The organism is Streptomyces sp. NPDC058157, assembly GCF_042884105.1.
In the GTDB taxonomy this organism is placed as follows: domain Bacteria; phylum Actinomycetota; class Actinomycetes; order Streptomycetales; family Streptomycetaceae; genus Streptomyces.
In genome coordinates, this window is record NZ_JBHVUQ010000067.1 from 22,115 (window position 1) to 38,582 (window position 16,468).

12 protein-coding genes and 2 pseudogenes are annotated in these 16,468 nt (G+C 73.1%); 7 read left to right on the top strand and 7 right to left on the bottom strand.

Translation table 11 applies throughout. From position 1 onward, the window contains the following. Positions 1 to 51 precede the first annotated feature (51 nt). From ACFVXK_RS18735 to ACFVXK_RS18750, 4 genes and pseudogenes are all read left to right on the top strand, one after another. On the top strand, positions 52 to 813 hold the full coding sequence (locus tag ACFVXK_RS18735; RefSeq protein WP_389612997.1) for a thioesterase II family protein: 762 nt from the start codon (positions 52 to 54) through the stop codon (positions 811 to 813). A gap of 36 nt (positions 814 to 849) precedes the next feature. Then, the gene (locus ACFVXK_RS18740; RefSeq protein ID WP_389612999.1) at positions 850 to 1,557 is read left to right on the top strand and encodes a 4'-phosphopantetheinyl transferase; all 708 of its coding nucleotides are present in this window, start codon (positions 850 to 852) and stop codon (positions 1,555 to 1,557) included. 191 nt (positions 1,558 to 1,748) lie between these two features. Next, positions 1,749 to 2,744, top strand: coding sequence for a TauD/TfdA family dioxygenase (locus ACFVXK_RS18745; protein WP_389613000.1), 996 nt, complete (start codon positions 1,749 to 1,751; stop codon positions 2,742 to 2,744). A gap of 1,038 nt (positions 2,745 to 3,782) precedes the next feature. After that, positions 3,783 to 5,696: pseudogene (locus ACFVXK_RS18750) on the top strand (non-ribosomal peptide synthetase); the annotation flags it as partial. A gap of 184 nt (positions 5,697 to 5,880) precedes the next feature. Here ACFVXK_RS18750 and ACFVXK_RS18755 read toward each other — a convergent pair. From ACFVXK_RS18755 to ACFVXK_RS18780, 6 genes are all read right to left on the bottom strand, one after another. After that, positions 5,881 to 6,489, bottom strand: a complete 609-nt coding sequence (locus ACFVXK_RS18755; protein WP_389613016.1) for a DNA-binding response regulator — start codon at positions 6,487 to 6,489, stop codon at positions 5,881 to 5,883. Between the two features lie 126 nt (positions 6,490 to 6,615). Further along, the gene (locus ACFVXK_RS18760) at positions 6,616 to 7,422 is read right to left on the bottom strand and encodes a BTAD domain-containing putative transcriptional regulator (protein ID WP_389613002.1); all 807 of its coding nucleotides are present in this window, start codon (positions 7,420 to 7,422) and stop codon (positions 6,616 to 6,618) included. A gap of 114 nt (positions 7,423 to 7,536) precedes the next feature. Beyond that, positions 7,537 to 8,520 carry a Gfo/Idh/MocA family protein gene (locus ACFVXK_RS18765; protein ID WP_389613004.1) on the bottom strand — a complete coding sequence of 328 codons (984 nt, stop codon included), beginning with the start codon at positions 8,518 to 8,520 and terminating at the stop codon, positions 7,537 to 7,539. Between the two features lie 83 nt (positions 8,521 to 8,603). Further along, positions 8,604 to 10,019 carry an NDP-hexose 2,3-dehydratase family protein gene (locus tag ACFVXK_RS18770; RefSeq protein WP_389613018.1) on the bottom strand — a complete coding sequence of 472 codons (1,416 nt, stop codon included), beginning with the start codon at positions 10,017 to 10,019 and terminating at the stop codon, positions 8,604 to 8,606. Positions 10,020 to 10,093: 74 nt separating this feature from the next. Further along, complete coding sequence (rfbB, locus tag ACFVXK_RS18775; protein ID WP_389613006.1) at positions 10,094 to 11,107, bottom strand: dTDP-glucose 4,6-dehydratase; 1,014 nt, start codon at positions 11,105 to 11,107, stop codon at positions 10,094 to 10,096. Beyond that, the gene (locus tag ACFVXK_RS18780) at positions 11,104 to 12,162 is read right to left on the bottom strand and encodes a glucose-1-phosphate thymidylyltransferase (protein ID WP_389613008.1); all 1,059 of its coding nucleotides are present in this window, start codon (positions 12,160 to 12,162) and stop codon (positions 11,104 to 11,106) included. The genes rfbB and ACFVXK_RS18780 overlap by 4 nt, the downstream gene beginning before the upstream one ends. Before the next feature lie 333 nt (positions 12,163 to 12,495). Here ACFVXK_RS18780 and ACFVXK_RS18785 point away from each other — a divergent pair, with 333 nt between their 5' ends. Both ACFVXK_RS18785 and ACFVXK_RS18790 read left to right on the top strand, forming a co-directional pair. Next, a complete protein-coding gene (locus ACFVXK_RS18785; protein ID WP_389613010.1) occupies positions 12,496 to 12,735 on the top strand; it encodes a hypothetical protein in 240 nt (79 codons plus the stop codon). Continuing rightward, positions 12,732 to 13,079 carry a DUF6247 family protein gene (locus tag ACFVXK_RS18790; RefSeq protein WP_389613012.1) on the top strand — a complete coding sequence of 116 codons (348 nt, stop codon included), beginning with the start codon at positions 12,732 to 12,734 and terminating at the stop codon, positions 13,077 to 13,079. Before ACFVXK_RS18785 ends, ACFVXK_RS18790 begins: the two co-directional genes overlap by 4 nt. Before the next feature lie 110 nt (positions 13,080 to 13,189). Here the strand turns inward: ACFVXK_RS18790 and ACFVXK_RS18795 are convergent. Further along, positions 13,190 to 13,851 (bottom strand): annotated as a pseudogene (locus ACFVXK_RS18795) (transposase); the annotation flags it as partial. A 510-nt stretch (positions 13,852 to 14,361) separates the two neighbouring features. On the opposite strand from ACFVXK_RS18795, the gene ACFVXK_RS18800 reads away from it, so the two are divergent. Further along, a complete protein-coding gene (locus ACFVXK_RS18800) occupies positions 14,362 to 15,135 on the top strand; it encodes a DUF6193 family natural product biosynthesis protein (RefSeq protein WP_389613014.1) in 774 nt (257 codons plus the stop codon). Positions 15,136 to 16,468 lie beyond the last annotated feature (1,333 nt).

Below are 16,468 nucleotides of genomic sequence, written 5' to 3' on the forward strand. Positions count from 1 at the left end.
CGCCCACCACCCGCGCCCCACCGCGCACACCGAACCGAGGAGCAGCATCACATGAGCAACACCGAAGACAACGGCCTGTGGGTGCGGCGCTTCCACCCGGCGCCGGACCCCTCCGCCCGCCTGGTCTGCCTGCCCCACGCCGGCGGCTCCGCCAGCTACTACTTCCCGGTCTCCGCCAGCCTCGCCCCCGGGGTGGAGGTGCTGGCCGTGCAGTACCCGGGCCGCCAGGACCGCCGCCACGAGCCGTGCGTCGACGACATCCAGGAGCTGGCCGAGCGCGTCTACACCGCGCTCCTGCCCTGGACCGACCGGCCGCTCGCCCTCTTCGGCCACAGCATGGGCGCCTCCGTCGCCTTCGAGGTGGCACGCCTGCTGGAGCACCGGGCCGGTGTCGTGCCGGCCGCGCTGTTCCCCTCCGGGCGGCGCGCCCCCTCCCGCCACCGCGACGAGAACGTCCACGCCCAGGGCGACCAGCGGCTGGTCCAGGAGATCCAGCGGCTCAGCGGCACGGAGTCCCGCCTCCTGGACGACCCGGAGGTGCTGCGCATGGCCCTGCCGGCGCTGCGCGCCGACTACAAGGCGGCCGAGACCTACCGCTACGTTCCCGGCCCCGACCTGAGCTGCCCCGTCACCGCCTTCACCGGCGACGCCGACCCCAAGGCACTCGTCGAGGAGGTCGCGGACTGGGCGCTGCACACCACCGGCCCGTTCGAGATGAAGGTCTACGGCGGCGGCCACTTCTTCCTCAACGACCACAGCCGGGCCGTCGTCGCGGACATCGCCGACGGACTGCGGGCACCCGCGGCCGTGTGAGCGCGGCCGCGCGGAAAGATCACACATGGGGGTGACATGATCGAGGAAATTCTCCCGGCAGGTGTGCTGAGTTCAGAGGAATTCGGGGACCCGGAGCCGGGTGTGCTGCTCTTTCCCGAAGAGGAAAGGGCGCTGGGCCAGGCCGTCCTCAAAAGGCGCCTGGAATTCACCACCGTCCGGCTGTGCGCCCGGCGCGCCATGGCCGGGCTCGGCCTCGAGCCGATGCCCGTCGTGCCGGGCCCGCGCGGCGAACCGCGCTGGCCCCGCGGAGTGGTGGGCAGCATCACGCACTGCGCCGACTACCGGTGCGCCGTGGTCGCCGAGACCGGCTCCTACCTGGCCCTGGGCATCGACGCGGAGCCCGACGGCCCGCTGCCCCCCGGGGTCCTGGAGGCCGTCTCGCTGCGCGAGGAGCGCCGGCTGCTCCGCACCCTGCCGGCCGCCGGCCGGCCCGTCCACTGGGACCGTCTGCTGTTCAGCGCCAAGGAGGCCGTCTACAAGACGTGGTTCCCGCTGACCCGCCGGCGCCTGGACTTCACCGACGCGACGATCACCATCGACCCGTACGCCGGCACCTTCTCGGCCCGGCTGCTGGTCCCGGCACCGGCCGTGCGCGGCGTGCCCATGCACACCCTGGCCGGGCGCTGGCAGTCCCGGGGCGGACTGCTGATGACCGCCATCGCCCTGCCCGCCCCGGCCCGGACCGGGGCGGCCCGGGGGCCGCTGGTCGCCGTGGGCGCCTGACCCGGCCACCCGCCGGACACCGCCGGCCGGGAATGTCCCGGCCGGCGGTCCGGCCTGCCGCGGAGAAATGCGCACGGATATTCACGGCCGCATTGAGGGGTTTTCTCCACGGTATTAGGGGTTGGTGTCGGCCATACCCCTCCATAGCCTCGTTCGCAGAAATTCAGAAATCGTCGAGAAAGCGGGACGGCATGTCTGTTGACGTATCCGAAATGGTCGGCAACGACGCGGTGGTGACCCTCGGAGAGCCGGAACGGGCCGAACTCGAGGCGCTGGCCCGGGACCTGCTGCGCAGCGCGCCCTCACGGATCGACACCGCCGAGTGGGTGGAGCGCGCCCGGGACCTCAGCACCCTGCTGCCGGCCCGCCTCAGGCTCACGCTGCGCCGCTTCACCCGCGACGCCGGCCCCGACGCCATGCTCCTGCTGCGCAACCTCCCCGGCCACCCCGACGGCCCCCCGGACACCCCGCTGGCGGCCGGCTCCGTCCAGCGCACCGCCACCGTGCCGGCCGCCGCCCTGGCGCTGGTCTCCCTGGGCCTGGGCGAACTGGTCTCCTTCCGCGAGGAGAAGCACGGCGCCCTCGTCCACGACGTGGTGCCCGTCCCCGGCATGGAGGAGTACCAGGGCAACGCGGGCTCGGTGGCGCTCAACATGCACACCGAGAACGCCTTCCACCCCTTCCGCCCCGACTTCGTCGGCCTCATGTGCCTGCGCAACGACCACGCCGACATCGCCGGACTGCGCGTCGCCTCCGTCCGCCGGGCCCTGCCGCTGCTCGACGACGCCGACCGGGCCCTGCTGCACCAGCCGCGCTACGTCACCGCCGCACCCGCCTCCTTCGGCGAGGACCAGGGCCTGCCGGAGGCCGTCGGCGTGCTCTCCGGCAGCCCCGACGACCCCGACATCACCGTCGACTTCACCAGCACCACCCCCCTCGACGACGAGGCCGCCGCGGCCCTGGCCCGGCTGCGCACCGCGATCGACCGCGTCACCACCACCCTGATCCTGGCCCCCGGCGACCTGGCCTTCGTCGACAACCGGCTCGCCCTGCACGGCCGCAACTCCTTCCGGCCGCGCTACGACGGCCGCGACCGCTGGCTCCAGCGCGCCTTCGTCCACCGCGACCTGCGGCGCTCGCGGGCCCTGCGCCCGGCCGACGGCCCCGTCGTCCACGGCACCCCCTGACCCCCGCCCCGCCGTCCGGCACGCACCGCGACGACGGGGGCCACACCTCACGCACCCCACCCCGAAGAAAGGACCACGATGGCTGTCGGAGCCGAGAAGGGCACCTACCGCAGGCCGGTGTCCCCCACGGAATGCTGGTTCCTGGTCTACCCGCCCTCCGTCCCCGGTGTCATCCAGGTCTTCGTCGAGGGGGAGGGCGCCATCGACCCCGCGGCCCTGACCGCCGCGGTGTCCGCCGCCGCCGACGCCTGCCCCGGCTCCCGGGTGACCCGCCGCGGCATGGAGTGGGTCGACAGCGGCCGCGCGCCCGAGGTCCGCACCGGCCCCGGAGCCGCACTGGACCGCACCACCTTCGCCGACGAGCCCGCCCTGCACACGCCCCTGATGGGCGACGGCGGGCCCACCTGCGAGGTCCTGCTCCTGGACGGAGACCCGGCCACCGTCGTCTTCCGGGCCTTCCACGGCGCGATGGACGGCAAGGGCGTCCTGCTGTGGGCCGGCGAGGTCTTCCGCGCGCTGCGCGGCGAGGCGCTGCTCGGCGCCGACAGCGAACTGACCGAGACCGACCTGCTCGACAAGGTCGGCGTCCCCGAGTTCGACGGCCCCACCCCCGACCTGAACTGGCCGTCCTGCCTGGGCGAACGGCCCGCCCCCGGCGGCGGGTTCCTGTGGCGCCGGCGCACCGTCGACGGCAGCCACTCCGCCCTCGTCGCCAAGATCGCCACGGTCGTCACCGCCGGCTCCGGCCTGGACACCGGCCGGATCATGGTCCCGGTCGACCTGCGCCGGCACCTCCCGGACGTCCGCACCACCGGCAACCTCGTGCACAACCCGCTGCTGGAGGTCACCGCCGGCCGACCCTGGCAGGAAGCCCACGAACGGCTCCTGCGCACGCTGGCCGCCGGAGGCGACCTGGCCGCCCGCGCCGAACCCTCCCTGCCGTCGGCGCCGCTGGACGTACTGGAACAGCAGATCACCGCCCTCGACGCCTACTCCGCCAAGGCCGGCCGCTACGCCGCCCTGGCCACCGTCTCGCACATGGGCCGGCTCGACCTGGCGGAGTTCACCGCCCCCGGCTTCCACCCCACCACCGTCTACGCCCTCCCCAACTCCGGCCCGGTCGGCCCGCCGGAGGTCGACGTCTGCGAGGTCGGCGGCCGCACCGAGATCACCCTCGGCTGGTACGACGGCCCGGGCGTCGCCGAGCGGGCCGAGGAACTCCTCGACCGGATCGAGGAGGCGTTGTCCCCGCGCGCCCACCGCCACTGGGAGGGCAACCGCACCGACCGCCCCGTGGACGTGGCCCGCAGCGTCGTCCACCGCTTCGCCGAGCAGGTCCGCCGCACCCCCGACGCCGTCGCCCTCACCGGCCCGCAGGGGGAGGTCTCCTACCGGGAGCTCGACGCCCGCTCCACCGCCGTCGCCGCCGAGCTGCGCCGGCGCGGCATCGGCCGCGAGAGCCTCGTCGGCCTGCTGGCCGACCGCACCCCCGACGCCGTCGCGAGCATCTGGGGCGTCCTGAAGGCGGGCGCCGCCTACCTCCCGCTCGACCCCCACCACCCCGACGCGCGCCTGGCCGGCGTACTCGCCGACGCGGGCAGCACCCTGTGCCTGACCGACCGCCGGTACGCCGCCCGCGACTGCCTGCCCGAGGGCTGCGAGGGCCTGGTCCCCGCGGACCTCCCCCCGCACGACGGCCCGCTCCCCGGGCCGGCGGACGCACCCGCCCCCGAGGACCTGGCCTACGTCATCTACACCTCGGGCTCCACCGGCACCCCCAAGGGCGTCGAGATCGAACACGGTGCCCTGACCACGTTCGCCGACTGGGCGCTGCGCGTCTACGGCGTCGACGCCGGCACCCGCTTCCCGCTGTTCACCTCGCTCGCCTTCGACCTGTCGAACACCGCGCTGTTCCTGCCGCTGCTCGTGGGCGGCTCGATCGCCCTGGTGCCGGGCGAGCTCAACCACGTCACCCTGAGGGAGGTCCTGGAGGACTCGGGCTGCAACGCGATCAAGCTGACGCCCACCCACCTGGACCTCATCGGCCGCCTCGGCATCCGCCCGAACGGCTTCAAGTCGGTCATCGCCGGCGGCGAGCTGCTGCGCGGCTCGGTCGCGGCGGCCGCCCAGGAGGCGTTCGGCCCGCAGTGCGGCATCTTCAACGAGTACGGGCCCACCGAGACCACCGTCGGCTGCATGACCCGCCGCTTCGGCCGCGACGGCGACGCCGAGGCGGCCTCCGTGCCGATCGGCGTGCCCACCGACAACACCCGCATCCACCTCCTCGACGAGGAACGCCGCTTCGTCGAGCCGGGCGCCATCGGCGAGATGTACCTGGCCGGCGAGCAGCTGGCCCGCGGCTACCGGGGCCGCCCGGACCTGACCCGCGAACGCTTCGTCACCCTCGCCGACGGCACCCGCGCCTACCGCTCCGGCGACCTGGCCCGGCTGCTGCCCGGCGGCGAACTGGAGTCCTGCGGCCGCAACGACGAACAGGTCAAGGTACGCGGCCACCGCGTCGAACCCGCCGAGATCGCCCGCGTCCTGGAGCGGCACCCCGACGTGGAACGGGCCGTGGTCGTCGACCGGCGCCGCGAGCCCGGCGCGGACGGGCTGCTGTGCGGGTACGTGGTGGCCCGGCCCGCCACGACCGCCGAGGAGCCGGCCGCCTTCGCGGCACGCCTGCTCCCCGCGTACATGGTGCCGGCGGCCGTCGTGGCCGTGCCCGACATCCCCCTCACCGTCAACGGCAAGGCGGACGTGTCCCGGCTGCCCGACCCCTTCGCCGGCGGGGCCGCCCAGGCGCCGGCCGCCGCCGAGCCGGACCCGGAGCAGGCGGCCGTGGCCGGGATCTGGGCCCGCGTGCTCGGCGCCGACCCGGCGTCGATCGGCCCGGACACCGACTTCCACCTGCTGGGCGGCACCTCCTTCACCCTGGTGGCGATGCTCGCCGCGGTGTGTGCCGAGATCGTCGGCACGGCGGGCGAAGCCCGGTTCATGGGGCGGCTCGACGAGGTGCTGCGCCGCCCCACCCCGGCCCGGATCGCCGAACTCGCGCGCGACCCCGCCGCCGGGGGCTCCCCGCAATGGGCCGGGGGGGGGGCCGGGGGCCCCGGCCCGCGGCACCCGCCCCGCCTCACATCCAGCCGGACTCGCGGGCGATGCGGATGGCGTCGACCCGGTTGCGGGCACCGAGCTTGTTCACCGAGCTGGTCAGGTAGTTGCGCACCGTCCCGACGGACAGGAAGAGACGGGTGGCGATCTGCTTGGCGCCCTCGCCCTTGGCGGCGAGCTCCAGCACCTCCGTCTCGCGGGGCGTCAGCGGGGTCTCGTGGCCGCCGTCCAGGGCGGACAGGGCGAGCTGCGGGTCCACCACCCGCTGCCCCTCGGCCACCGCCCGGATCGCCGCGGTCAGCCGCGCCGGCTCGGCGTCCTTGGGCAGGAAGCCGCACACCCGCGCCTCCAGGGCCCGGCGCAGGGTGCCGGGCTTGCCCAGACTGGTCAGGATCAGCACCCGACACTCGGGCAGCTCCTCGTGGAGCGCCGCGGCCGCGGTGATGCCGTCCACACCCGGCAGGTCGATGTCGAGCACCGCCACGTCCGGTTTCAGCCGGCGGGCCGTCGGCAGGATGTCATGGCCGGATTCGACCTCGGCGACCACGTCGAGATCGCTCTCCAGCGCCAGCAGGGAAGCCAGCGCGCGACGCAATATGTACAGATCCTCGGCGAGCATGACGCGGATCATGGAGTCCCCCGTTCCCGTCGCCAGGGCGACCACCGACGGTCGGGGTCGGCGCCTGGCCGTTGCAGGGTACACGTTGTCCCTGGCCGGGAAACGCCCCCCGAACCCCCGCCGGGACCGGGCGCGGGCTCAGGCGAACAGCAGGGCCCGCTCGCGGTGCGCCACCGACCCCGGCAGGTCCAGCTCCGGGTCCTCGGACAGGATCAGGTGCTGCATCCGCTCCACGTCCCTCGGCAGCCGCAACCCCAGCTCCGCCGTCAGCTCCCCGCGCAGCCGCTGGTACGCCTCCAGCGCCCGCCAGGTGTAGCCGGAGCGGTACAGCGCCAGCATGAAGTGCCGGCAGAACCGGTCGTCCATCGGGTAGCGGGCCGTCAGCACCCGCAGCTCCGGAACCAGTTCCCGGTGCCGACCCAGCCTCAGGTCGCAGTCGATGCGCTGCTCCAGCGTCGCGAGCCGGTCCTCGTCCCAGCGCAGCGCCTCCGCCTCCAGCACCCGCCCCACCGGCACGTCCACCAGCGCCGGGCCGCGCCACAGGCCCAGCGCCCGGTTCAGCAGGGCGGAGGCGGCCGCGTCGTCACCGGCGGCCACGGCCGTACGGCCCTGCGCGGCGGTCCGCTCGTAGCGCGCGATGTCCACCTGCTCACGGGAGACCGCCAGCCGGTAGGCACTGCCCTCCGTGGTCAGCACGTCCTTGGCCGAGCGCGGATCCCCGTCCGCCAGGGCGGCCTCGATGCGGTGGCGCAACTGCATGACGTACGTCTGCAGGGTGCGCACCGCGCTGCGCGGGGCCGACTCCCCCCACAGCTCCTTGCTCAGCGTGGAGATCGGCACGGGGCAGTCGGCGTTCAGGGCGAGCGTGGCGAAGATCTGCCGGGGCTTGCCTGCGGTGGGCACGACCGACGTGCCCTCTTCGTGGGCCGTCAACGGTCCAAGCACGCGGATCTCCACGTCGTTCCTCCTGGGCGGGCTGCGGTCGGGGTGCCGTCCGATCGTCGCACCGGGCCGGGAGCGCGGCCCAGTGCCGCCCTCCGTGATCGGCCGCTGAATTTCTCATGTGCCGTGTGAACGGCTCACGGTCGCGACGCGCCTCACCTCGTCCGCCAGCCGGGCCAGCGCCACCGACTCCCGCCCCGGCCCCGGATCGCGGTGCGGGGCGCGTACCGCCTCGGCGAAGGCGCGCACGGTGTTGGCGCACTGGTCGTCCGCCTCCAGCAGCACCTCCCGCCCGCCGCCCGGGCCGCTCAGCCGCAGCACCGGGCGCAGGTCGGCGGGCGGGGTGAACGCCCGGTCCACGCGCAGGCTGCCGCCGGTGCCGTGCAGGGCGTACTCCGACCGGTACGCGTGGTCCATGCCGAAGGCCAGCCGTCCCGTCACCCCGGCGGCGGAGCGCACCACGACGCTCCCGCCGGTGTCGACGGCGCCGGGCGCGCCCGCGTCGAAAGCGGCGGACACGACCTCCGGTTCGGGCCCCAGGAACAGCTGGGCGACGCGCAACGGGTAGACGCCCACGTCGAGGAGAGCACCGCCGCCGAGGTCGCCGCGGTGGCGGATGTCGTCGGGGGGCGGCGCCGGAATCGTGAACGCGGCCTCGAACGAGCGCAGCTCGCCGAGGACGCCGACGGCGAGCAGCCGGGCCACCTCGGCGTGCTGCGAATGGTGCAGGAACATGAAGTTCTCCCGCAGCACCAGGCCGCGCTCGCCGGCCAGCGCCGTCAGTTCGGCGCTCCGGCGGGCGTCGGTGGTCAGCGGCTTCTCGGCCAGGACGTGCTTGCCCGCGAGCAGCGCCGCCCGGACCCAGCGGGCGTGCAGCCCGGTCGGTACGGGCACGTAGACCGCCTCCACGTCCGGCCGCGCCAGCAGTTCCTCGTAGCCGGCCGCCTCGCAGCCGAAGGCGGCCGCCACCTCGGCGGTCCGCCCCGGGCTGCGGCCGGCGACGGCGACGAGCCGCGCCGCGGTGGAGGCGGCCAGCGCGGGGAGCACCCGCCTGCGGGCGATGGAGGCGCAGCCGAGCACGCCGACGCGGACGGGATCCACGGATCCTCCTGAAGGGACCTGAAGGGAAAAGGGAAACGGCACGGGCCCCGGAGGGGACCCGTGCCGGCGGTGCGGGCGGTGCCTCAGCCGAGGGAGGCGAGACAGGCCAGCAGGGTGCGGGCCTGCACGTTGACCTGCCGGCCCTGGCGCACCATGTCGGACAGCTGGGGCACGGTCAGCCAGGCGTACTCGGCGGGCGGCCGCACCGGCACCCGCCCGTCCGCCTCGACCACGAGGTAGCGGCTCTCGGCATTGCGGAACCGGCCGCCCTCCTCGGCGTGCACCGCCGAGTACAGGACCCGGTCGGGGCCCGCGGACAGCACGTGGTCCAGCAGGAACGGCCACCGCCCGGCCGGGTGGTTGCCCGGCACGCACTGCACCGTCGGGCCCAGCTCGACCACACCCGGCAGCCCGCCCTCCGCCTTGGCCTGCACGAGGACGTGGCGCACCCCGCCGATGTCGCGCACGACGAAGGCGGTCACCCCCATCCCCACGGGCTCCAGCAGCGGCTGGCTCCAGCTCGCCACCTCGCGGCTGGCGGCCCGTACGGAGACGGCCACCACCCGGAAGAAGCGGCCGTCGTGGCGGGCCACGGTGTCGCCGGTCCGGTACCAGCCGGGCAGCCCGAGCAGCGGAACCCGCTCGATGTGCCAGGCGTGCTCGGAGCGGTGCGACGTCAGCCAGCCCTGCACCTCGGCGTCGCTCAGCAGCGCCTCGCCGCCGCCGTCCGCCTCCCCGCCGGCCGCGCCGGGCAGGGGCAGCGCCGACAGCACCGTCCGCGAGTCCATGTTGACGGTGTTGTCACGTCCCAGCAGCTCGTACAGCTGCCCCAGCGTCAGCCAGCAGAAGTCCTCGTGCTCCGGCACGTCCTCCGTCGTCTCGACGATCACGTTCCGGTTGTTCTTGCGGTAGAACCACGAGCCGTGCTCGGACTGGAGCACGTCGCAGACGGTGCGCCCGCGCCGCGGCCCCATGAAGTACTCCAGGTAGCGCACGGCGGCGCCGCCGTGCACCCGCGTGTAGTTGCTGCGGGTGGCCTGCACCGTGGGGGAGAGCTGCAGCAGGTTGGGGTTGCCGGGCTCCATCTTCGCCTGCATCAGGAAGTGCGGGACCCCGTCGAACTCCTTCATCAGGATCCCGAGGACGCCCACCTCGTGCTGGCGGATGACCGGCTGCTGCCAGGAGGGCACCGGCCCCGCCGTCGTCCGCACGGACAGCCCCTCGACGGTGAAGAACCGCCCGCTGCGGTGCCGCAGGTTCCCGGTGTCCGGGTCGAAGTCCCACCCGTCCAGATCGGCGAACGGGATCCGGGCCACCGAGAAGCGGTGCGCCCGCCCGCGCTCCGCCAGCCACTCGGAGAACTCCCCGGTCCGCAGCTGGACACCCGCGTCGCGCCGGGCGGCGGACGCCGCCAGCCGCTCCCGCAGACCCCGGTCGCCGCGCGGCCCCGGAAGGCCGTCGGCCGGGTAGGAGGGACCCGCCGGCGACACGGCCGGCATCCGCTCCGCGGCCCCCGCCCGGGAGGACACGGCGGCCTGGCGCAGGGCCCGCAGCGGGCTGACGCGCAGCGTGCTCACGCGGCGGCCCTCCCGCCCGCGAACGCCGGCGCGGGGGCGGAATCCCCGGCCGACAGCGCCTTCCACCAGTCGGGCCGGTCGCGGTACCACCGGACCGTCTCGGCCAGGCCCTGCTCGAACGGCACCCGGGGCTCGTACCCCAGCCGCTCGCGGATCTTGGAGTCGTCGAGCGCGTACCGCAGGTCGTGCCCCTTGCGGTCGGCGACGTGCCGGACCATCTCCGGCCCCGCCCCGCACAGCTCCAGCAGCCGGTACGTGATCTCCCGGTTGGTCAGCTCGTTCCCGCCGCCCACGTTGTAGACCTCGCCCGCCCCGCCCGAGGTGAGCACCAGCTGCACGGCCCGGCAGTGGTCGTCAACGTGCAGCCACTCGCGCACGTTGGCGCCCTGCCCGTACAGCGGCACGGGCCGCCCCTCCAGCAGGTTCGTCACGAACCGGGGGATCAGCTTCTCCACGTGCTGGTACGGCCCGTAGTTGTTCGAGCAGCGCGTGATGGACACGTCCATCCCGTGCGTGCGCCAGTAGCTGCGCGCCACCAGGTCCGACCCCGCCTTGGACGCGGCGTACGGCGAGTTGGGGGCCAGCGGCCACTCCTCCGTCCACGCGCCCTCGGCGATCGACCCGTACACCTCGTCCGTGGACACGTGCACCACCCGCTCCACCCCGCTGGCCAGGCACGCCTCCAGCAGGCTCTGCGTCCCGCCGACGTTGGTCGCCGTGAAGGCGGCGGCCCCCTCGATCGACCGGTCCACATGGGACTCGGCCGCGAAGTGCACCACCGCGTCATGGCCCGGCAGCAGCTCGCGCAGCAGCGCGGTGTCGCACACGTCGCCGCGCACGAAGTCCAGCCGCGGGTGCGCGGCGGGCAGGTTGTCCCGGTTGCCGGCATAGGTGAGCTTGTCCACCACCGTCACCCGCGCGTTCTCGTAGCCGGCGTACCCGCCGGCCAGCAGGGTGCGCACGTAGTGCGACCCGATGAATCCGGCCGCGCCGGTCACCAGCAGCCTCACACCGCCACCTCCACCCGGGCGTCGTCGCCGACCAGCAGCCGGTGGCGCGAGCGGCCCGAACTGACCGCGGCGCCCCGGCCGATCACCGAACCGTGGATGCCGGGGACGTCCCGCACGGTCGCCCCGGTCAGCACGATCGAGTCGGCCACACCCGTGTCGTCGAGGACGCATCCGTCCCCGATGGCCGTGTACGGGCCGATGTGGCTGTCGCTGATCACCGAGCCCGCGCCGACGACCGCCGGCCCCACGATCCGCGAGCGCGTCACCCGCGCCGTCGGGTGGACGACCACGTCGCCGACGACCTCGCTGTCCGGGCAGACCACACCGGCCACCTCGCGCCGCAGCGAACCCAGCACCCGGCGGTTGCACTCGATGATGTCGTCGACGCGGCCGGTGTCCTTCCAGAAGCCCGGATACACCTCGGCCCGCACCTCCCGTCCCTCGGAGACCAGCCACTGCACCGCGTCGGTGATCTCCAGCTCGCCGCGCGCGCTCGGACCGATCGCCGCGACCGCCTCGTGCACCGCGGGCGTGAAGAAGTAGACCCCGACCATCGCCAGGTCGCCCCGCGGGTGCTCGGGCTTCTCCACCAGCGCCGTCACCCGCCCGTCGGCGTCCGTCTCGGCCAGCCCGAACGCCCGCGGGTCCGCCACCCGCTGCACGACCACCTGGGCCTCGGGGCGGGTACGGGCGAACCGCTCGGCCATCTCGACGATGCCGTCGGTCAGCATCACGTCCCCGAGGTACATGACGAAGTCGTCGTCCCCCAGGAAGTCCCGGGCGATCCGCACGCAGTGCGCGAGCCCGAGCGGCGCGTCCTGCCGGATGTATGTCACCTCCATCCCCACCGGAGAGCCGTCACCGAGCACCGCGGCGATCTCGTCGCGGCGCTCCCCGACGATCACCCCGACCTCGCGCACGCCGAGCGCGCGCAGGTTGTCCATGACGTGCAGGAGCACGGGCCGGTTGGCGATCGGGATCAGCTGTTTGGGCATCGAGTACGTGAAGGGGCGCAGGCGTGTGCCCATACCCCCGGACAGGACCAGGGCTTTCATCGAGCCTTCTCCTCAGACGGTCTGCCGACTCGTCGGGCGGCGACGGGTGTGTCGGGCTCCATCGGTGGACGCGCGCACACCGTCCGCGGCGCGCTACGGTCCCCGTCGTGGGGCGGGACGCGCGTGCCGGTTGCCCCCGAACGCCCCACCACCGGTTCCGTCCCCAGAGCCCGCCCCGGCGCGCAGGGTGAACCGGCCTGCTCCGGAGCCTAGGGACGCGCCCCCGCCCCCCGACACCCTTACCGCCCCCTACCACCCCCCTTGGGCCGGTACCGGTCGCCCCATGTCAAGTGCGGTTGCGGTCGTGGTACAGAGTGGTGCACCCTGGGGCATGTGACGGATATCGTCCTCACCCCGCAGGAGGGGGCCGAGCTGGACCGCCTGGCCGCGGCGGTGAACCACCACGTCCAGGCCCTGGAACAGGCGCGTACGGCGCTGGGCCAGGCAGCCGGGCGGATCGCGGCCCGCTATGAACGCGGCGGACCGGCAGCCGTAGCAGCCCGGGTGGGCTGGTCCCGCCAGCACGCCTCCACCCTGGCCGCCGCACACCGCGCCCGGTCCGGAGCGGCATGAGTACGGCCCCCGACCCCTCCGCCGCGACGGCCGAAGACCTGCGCGCGACTCTGACCCGACTCGCTCCCGAAGCGGTGGCGACCTTCGACGCGGAACGCGCCGCAGCGGTCTCCCGCTCCCGCGAGCAGCTCAGTTCCACACCGATGCGCCGCTTCCTCCACCAGTGGGCCCTCTACGTAGCGATCGAACGCCACCCCACCCAGGCCGCCCGCCTGCGCGCACTGGAAAACCAGGCCGCCACCGCCTCCAGCCCCGCCCAGGCCCGGGAGATCGCCTCGAAGATCGGCCACATCCTGGACCAGGCAGCGATCGAGGCCGGCATCCCCCTCGGGGGAACCCGCTGACCGGTCTACGACCCACGTCACCGCTGAAGTCGAGCGCCTGGCCAACGTAGGGGTCGACATCACCGACATCGGCCAAGGCGTCCGCACCGGCGTGCCAGGAGGGCTTCGCCGTACTGCTTGAGTTTGTTGATGCACCGTTCGACGGTGTTCCGCTGCTTGTAGGCCTCACGGTCGAAGGCCGGTGGCCGACCGCCCTTGCTGCCAAGTCGTCTGCGGTTGGTGATCTGGTCGGCGGGCTGCGGGATCACCGCCCGGATCCCGCGCCGCCGCAGGTATCCGCGGATCGCCCGCGATGAATAGGCCTTGTCGGCCAGGACGGCGTCCGGTGTGATCCTGGGCCGACCGGTCCGCCGAGGCACTGGTAAGCGGGGCCTGACCTGCTCGAATGCGGGTGCGTCACCAGCCTGGCCGGGCGTGAGACGAAGGCCAGTGGTCGACAGCGGCTGTCGGCGGCGAGGTGGATCTTCGTGGTCGGCCCGCTGCGGGACCGTCCGAGGGCATGGTCGGCCGGCTCGCCGACCGGGCCCTTTTTCACGGGGTCCTCGAAGACACGTTCTCACGTGCCGTCGATGGCCCACATCCGCAGCCGGTTGTGGGCGCCCTTCCACGACCCGAAGCGCTCGGGCAGGTCCATCCACGGCGTTCCAGCGCGGTACTTGAACGCGATCGCGTTGATCACCTGCCGGTGATCACGCCACCGTCCTCCCCGCAGAGGCGTCCGGTCCGGCAGCAACGGCTCGATCCGCGCCCACTGGGCGTCAGTCAACGCCATACATCAACCAACGATCAGATGATCGCTAAGAAACGGCCTAGGCTGGTCTCGTAGTGTCCGGTGGGCGGTCTCGCGGGGCCGGCGAACGGGATCGCGGGCTGATCACGGCGATGCGGTTCGTTGGGGGAGACCGCTTTCGGGGCAGCGGTCTCTCGTCTTGGTGTCAGCGGCCTCTCACCTTGGTGACAGTGAATCTCTCGTTGCAGTCGCCATGCTCCTGACCTGGGGTTGTGCAGGTTGGCTGAGCGAGGTGGCGGCTTGGTGGCTCATTGAATCTGTGCAGAGTATGGACTGTGCTAGCCGTTTGACCTGCGGAGTCTTGATCTCGGGGCTGGTTGGTTGAGCAGTGCGCAGATTCGCTGGTCCGTGCCACTGCCTGTCAGGCTCGACAGCAGCGGAGGACGAGCTCACCTTAGTTCCCGAGTTCATCTGGGTAGCAGAATGAATCAGTTGTGTGAGCTGGGGTGTAGGTCGCTGGATATTGTGGATTTTTTGATGGTGGGGGTTGGTATGGATGTCTCGATGATGAGGCCTGACGCTGAGCTGTATCCGGAGGTGGCGGCCTGTGGAGGAGATCTGATGGCCGCGCTGCGGGTTGCCGCCGGGAGGATGGGCGTGCGGTTGGTCGGACTGGGCGAGGCGTATCCACCTGAGGGGTTGTCACGCCACTTTGTGGCGGCCTTGGAGGCGGAGTGCGGGGATGCCCGAGTGGAGCTCCGGCCTGACCGCCGCGAAATTGGGGTGATGCTGAGGCTTCCTCTTGTGGGTGTCGCAGCTGTGGCTGCGGTGTGGTCCCTGGAGGTCGCGATTGAGGTTGCCCAGGCTTGGCAGGCGGGGATGCCGTTGGCAGACATGACCGCCAGGTGGGAGTTCCTGATGGTGAGCCCGAAGGCTCTGGCGCACGACCAGGGTAGAGCCGCCGCCTATGAGTGGGAGAGCGTCCGGCGTCTGCCCGACCGGCTTGTGGACCCCACTCTGGTGGAGGAGGCTTTCCGGTCCCCGCAACTGCGCTCCCTCTTTCCCATGGTCAGCCACGGATCCTTGCAGTTCCGCCGGCTTACGGTCTCCGCTCCAGGAAGTGATGTCCCGAGCGTCTTCCCTTTGGGAGAAGGTCGCTGGCGTGTGATCTGCCTGTGGGACCAGGACATTCCGGTGAAGACGGCCGACACTGTTGAGGAAGCCGTCAGGCTGGTTATGGAAGGACTCCCGGAAGGGTGCGGTTCCGCGCTCGAAGTGATCCACGATGCCAGGCGGGCGATGGAGACCAAGGCCAGGGGGAAGTGACGGGACCGAGGACGAGACCCGCGTCCGGAATCCGAACGCTTGAGAACCCTTGGACGCCAGCCCACCGGCGCTGAGCGAGCACGCCGGCTGACTCTTCGCGAACCTGCCGGATCCGGCCTGGTCGATGTCCCGGGCCGGGCGAACGCGGAGGGGTTTTGCTGCCGGCGCCCGCGGAGCGGGCTGGCCCCGGAGGCGGAGCCGGAGGGCCCCGGGCGGGGGAGCGGAGCGGACCGCCCAATGGGCCAGAGGCCCAAACCCCGTGAAACGGGGTCACCCTGGCCTGCGGAGCAGGCCGTTCGGGGTGGAGCGAAGCGGAACCCCGAACCGTCCGGAGCGAAGCGAAGGACTCCGGCCCGAAGGGCCGGCCTTGGCCTGGCGAAGCCAGGCCCCCTGAGTGCAGCGAACCCCCTCACTGCTCCAGAGCGAAGCGGAGGAGCCAGGCGCCGAAGGCGCCTCGGCCGAGCGCAGCAAGGCCGGCCTCTCCTGAGCGCGCAGCGCTCAGCCCCTGGAGCGAAGCGGAAGGGCTCGCTGCCGAAGGCAGCCCCCGAAGCGAAGCGCAGGGGGTTCTCTGCCAAGTGCACAGTGCTTTAGGGGGACTTCTGCCGAAGGCAGCCCCGCCGGAGCGCAGCGGAGGCGGTCTCTTTGCCAAGCGCGCAGCGCTTGGGTCCCTGGAGCGAAGCGGAAGGGACTGCCCCCGAAGGGGGCCTTGCCGGAGCGAAGCGGAGGCAGGTTCCCTGCCCGAGCGCGCAGCGCTCGGGCATCCCTGGAGCGAAGCGGAGGGGCTTGCTGCCGAAGGCAGCTCTGCCGGAGCGCAGCGCAGGAATCAGGCGCCGAAGGCGCCTAGGCCTAGCGAAGCGAGGCCGAGCCTTTCCTCAGCGCGCAGCCCTGAGGCTCCGGAGCGAAGCGGAGGAGGTCTCTGCCAAGCGCGCAGCGTGGGGTCCCTGGAGCGAAGCGGAAGGGCTTGCTGCCGAAGGCAGCCCTGCCGGAGCGTAGCCCTGCCGGAGCGCAGCGCAGGCAGTCCTCTGCCAAGCGCGCAGCGCTGGGCATCCCCTGGAGCGAAGCGGAAGGGGATGCTGCCGAAGGCAGCTCTGCCGGAGCGCAGCGAAGGCAGGTTCCCTGCCAAGCGCGCAGCGCTTGGGGTCCCTGGAGCGAAGCGGAAGGGACCGCTCCCGAAGGGAGCCCTGCCGGAGCGCAGCGCAGGCAGTCTCTCTGCCCAGCGCGCAGCGCTGGGGGTCCCCTGGAGCGAAGCGGAAGGGATTGCTGCCGAAGGCAGCCCTGCCGGAGCGCAGCGCAGGCAGTCTCTCTGCCAAGCGCGCAGCGCTTGGGGTCCCGC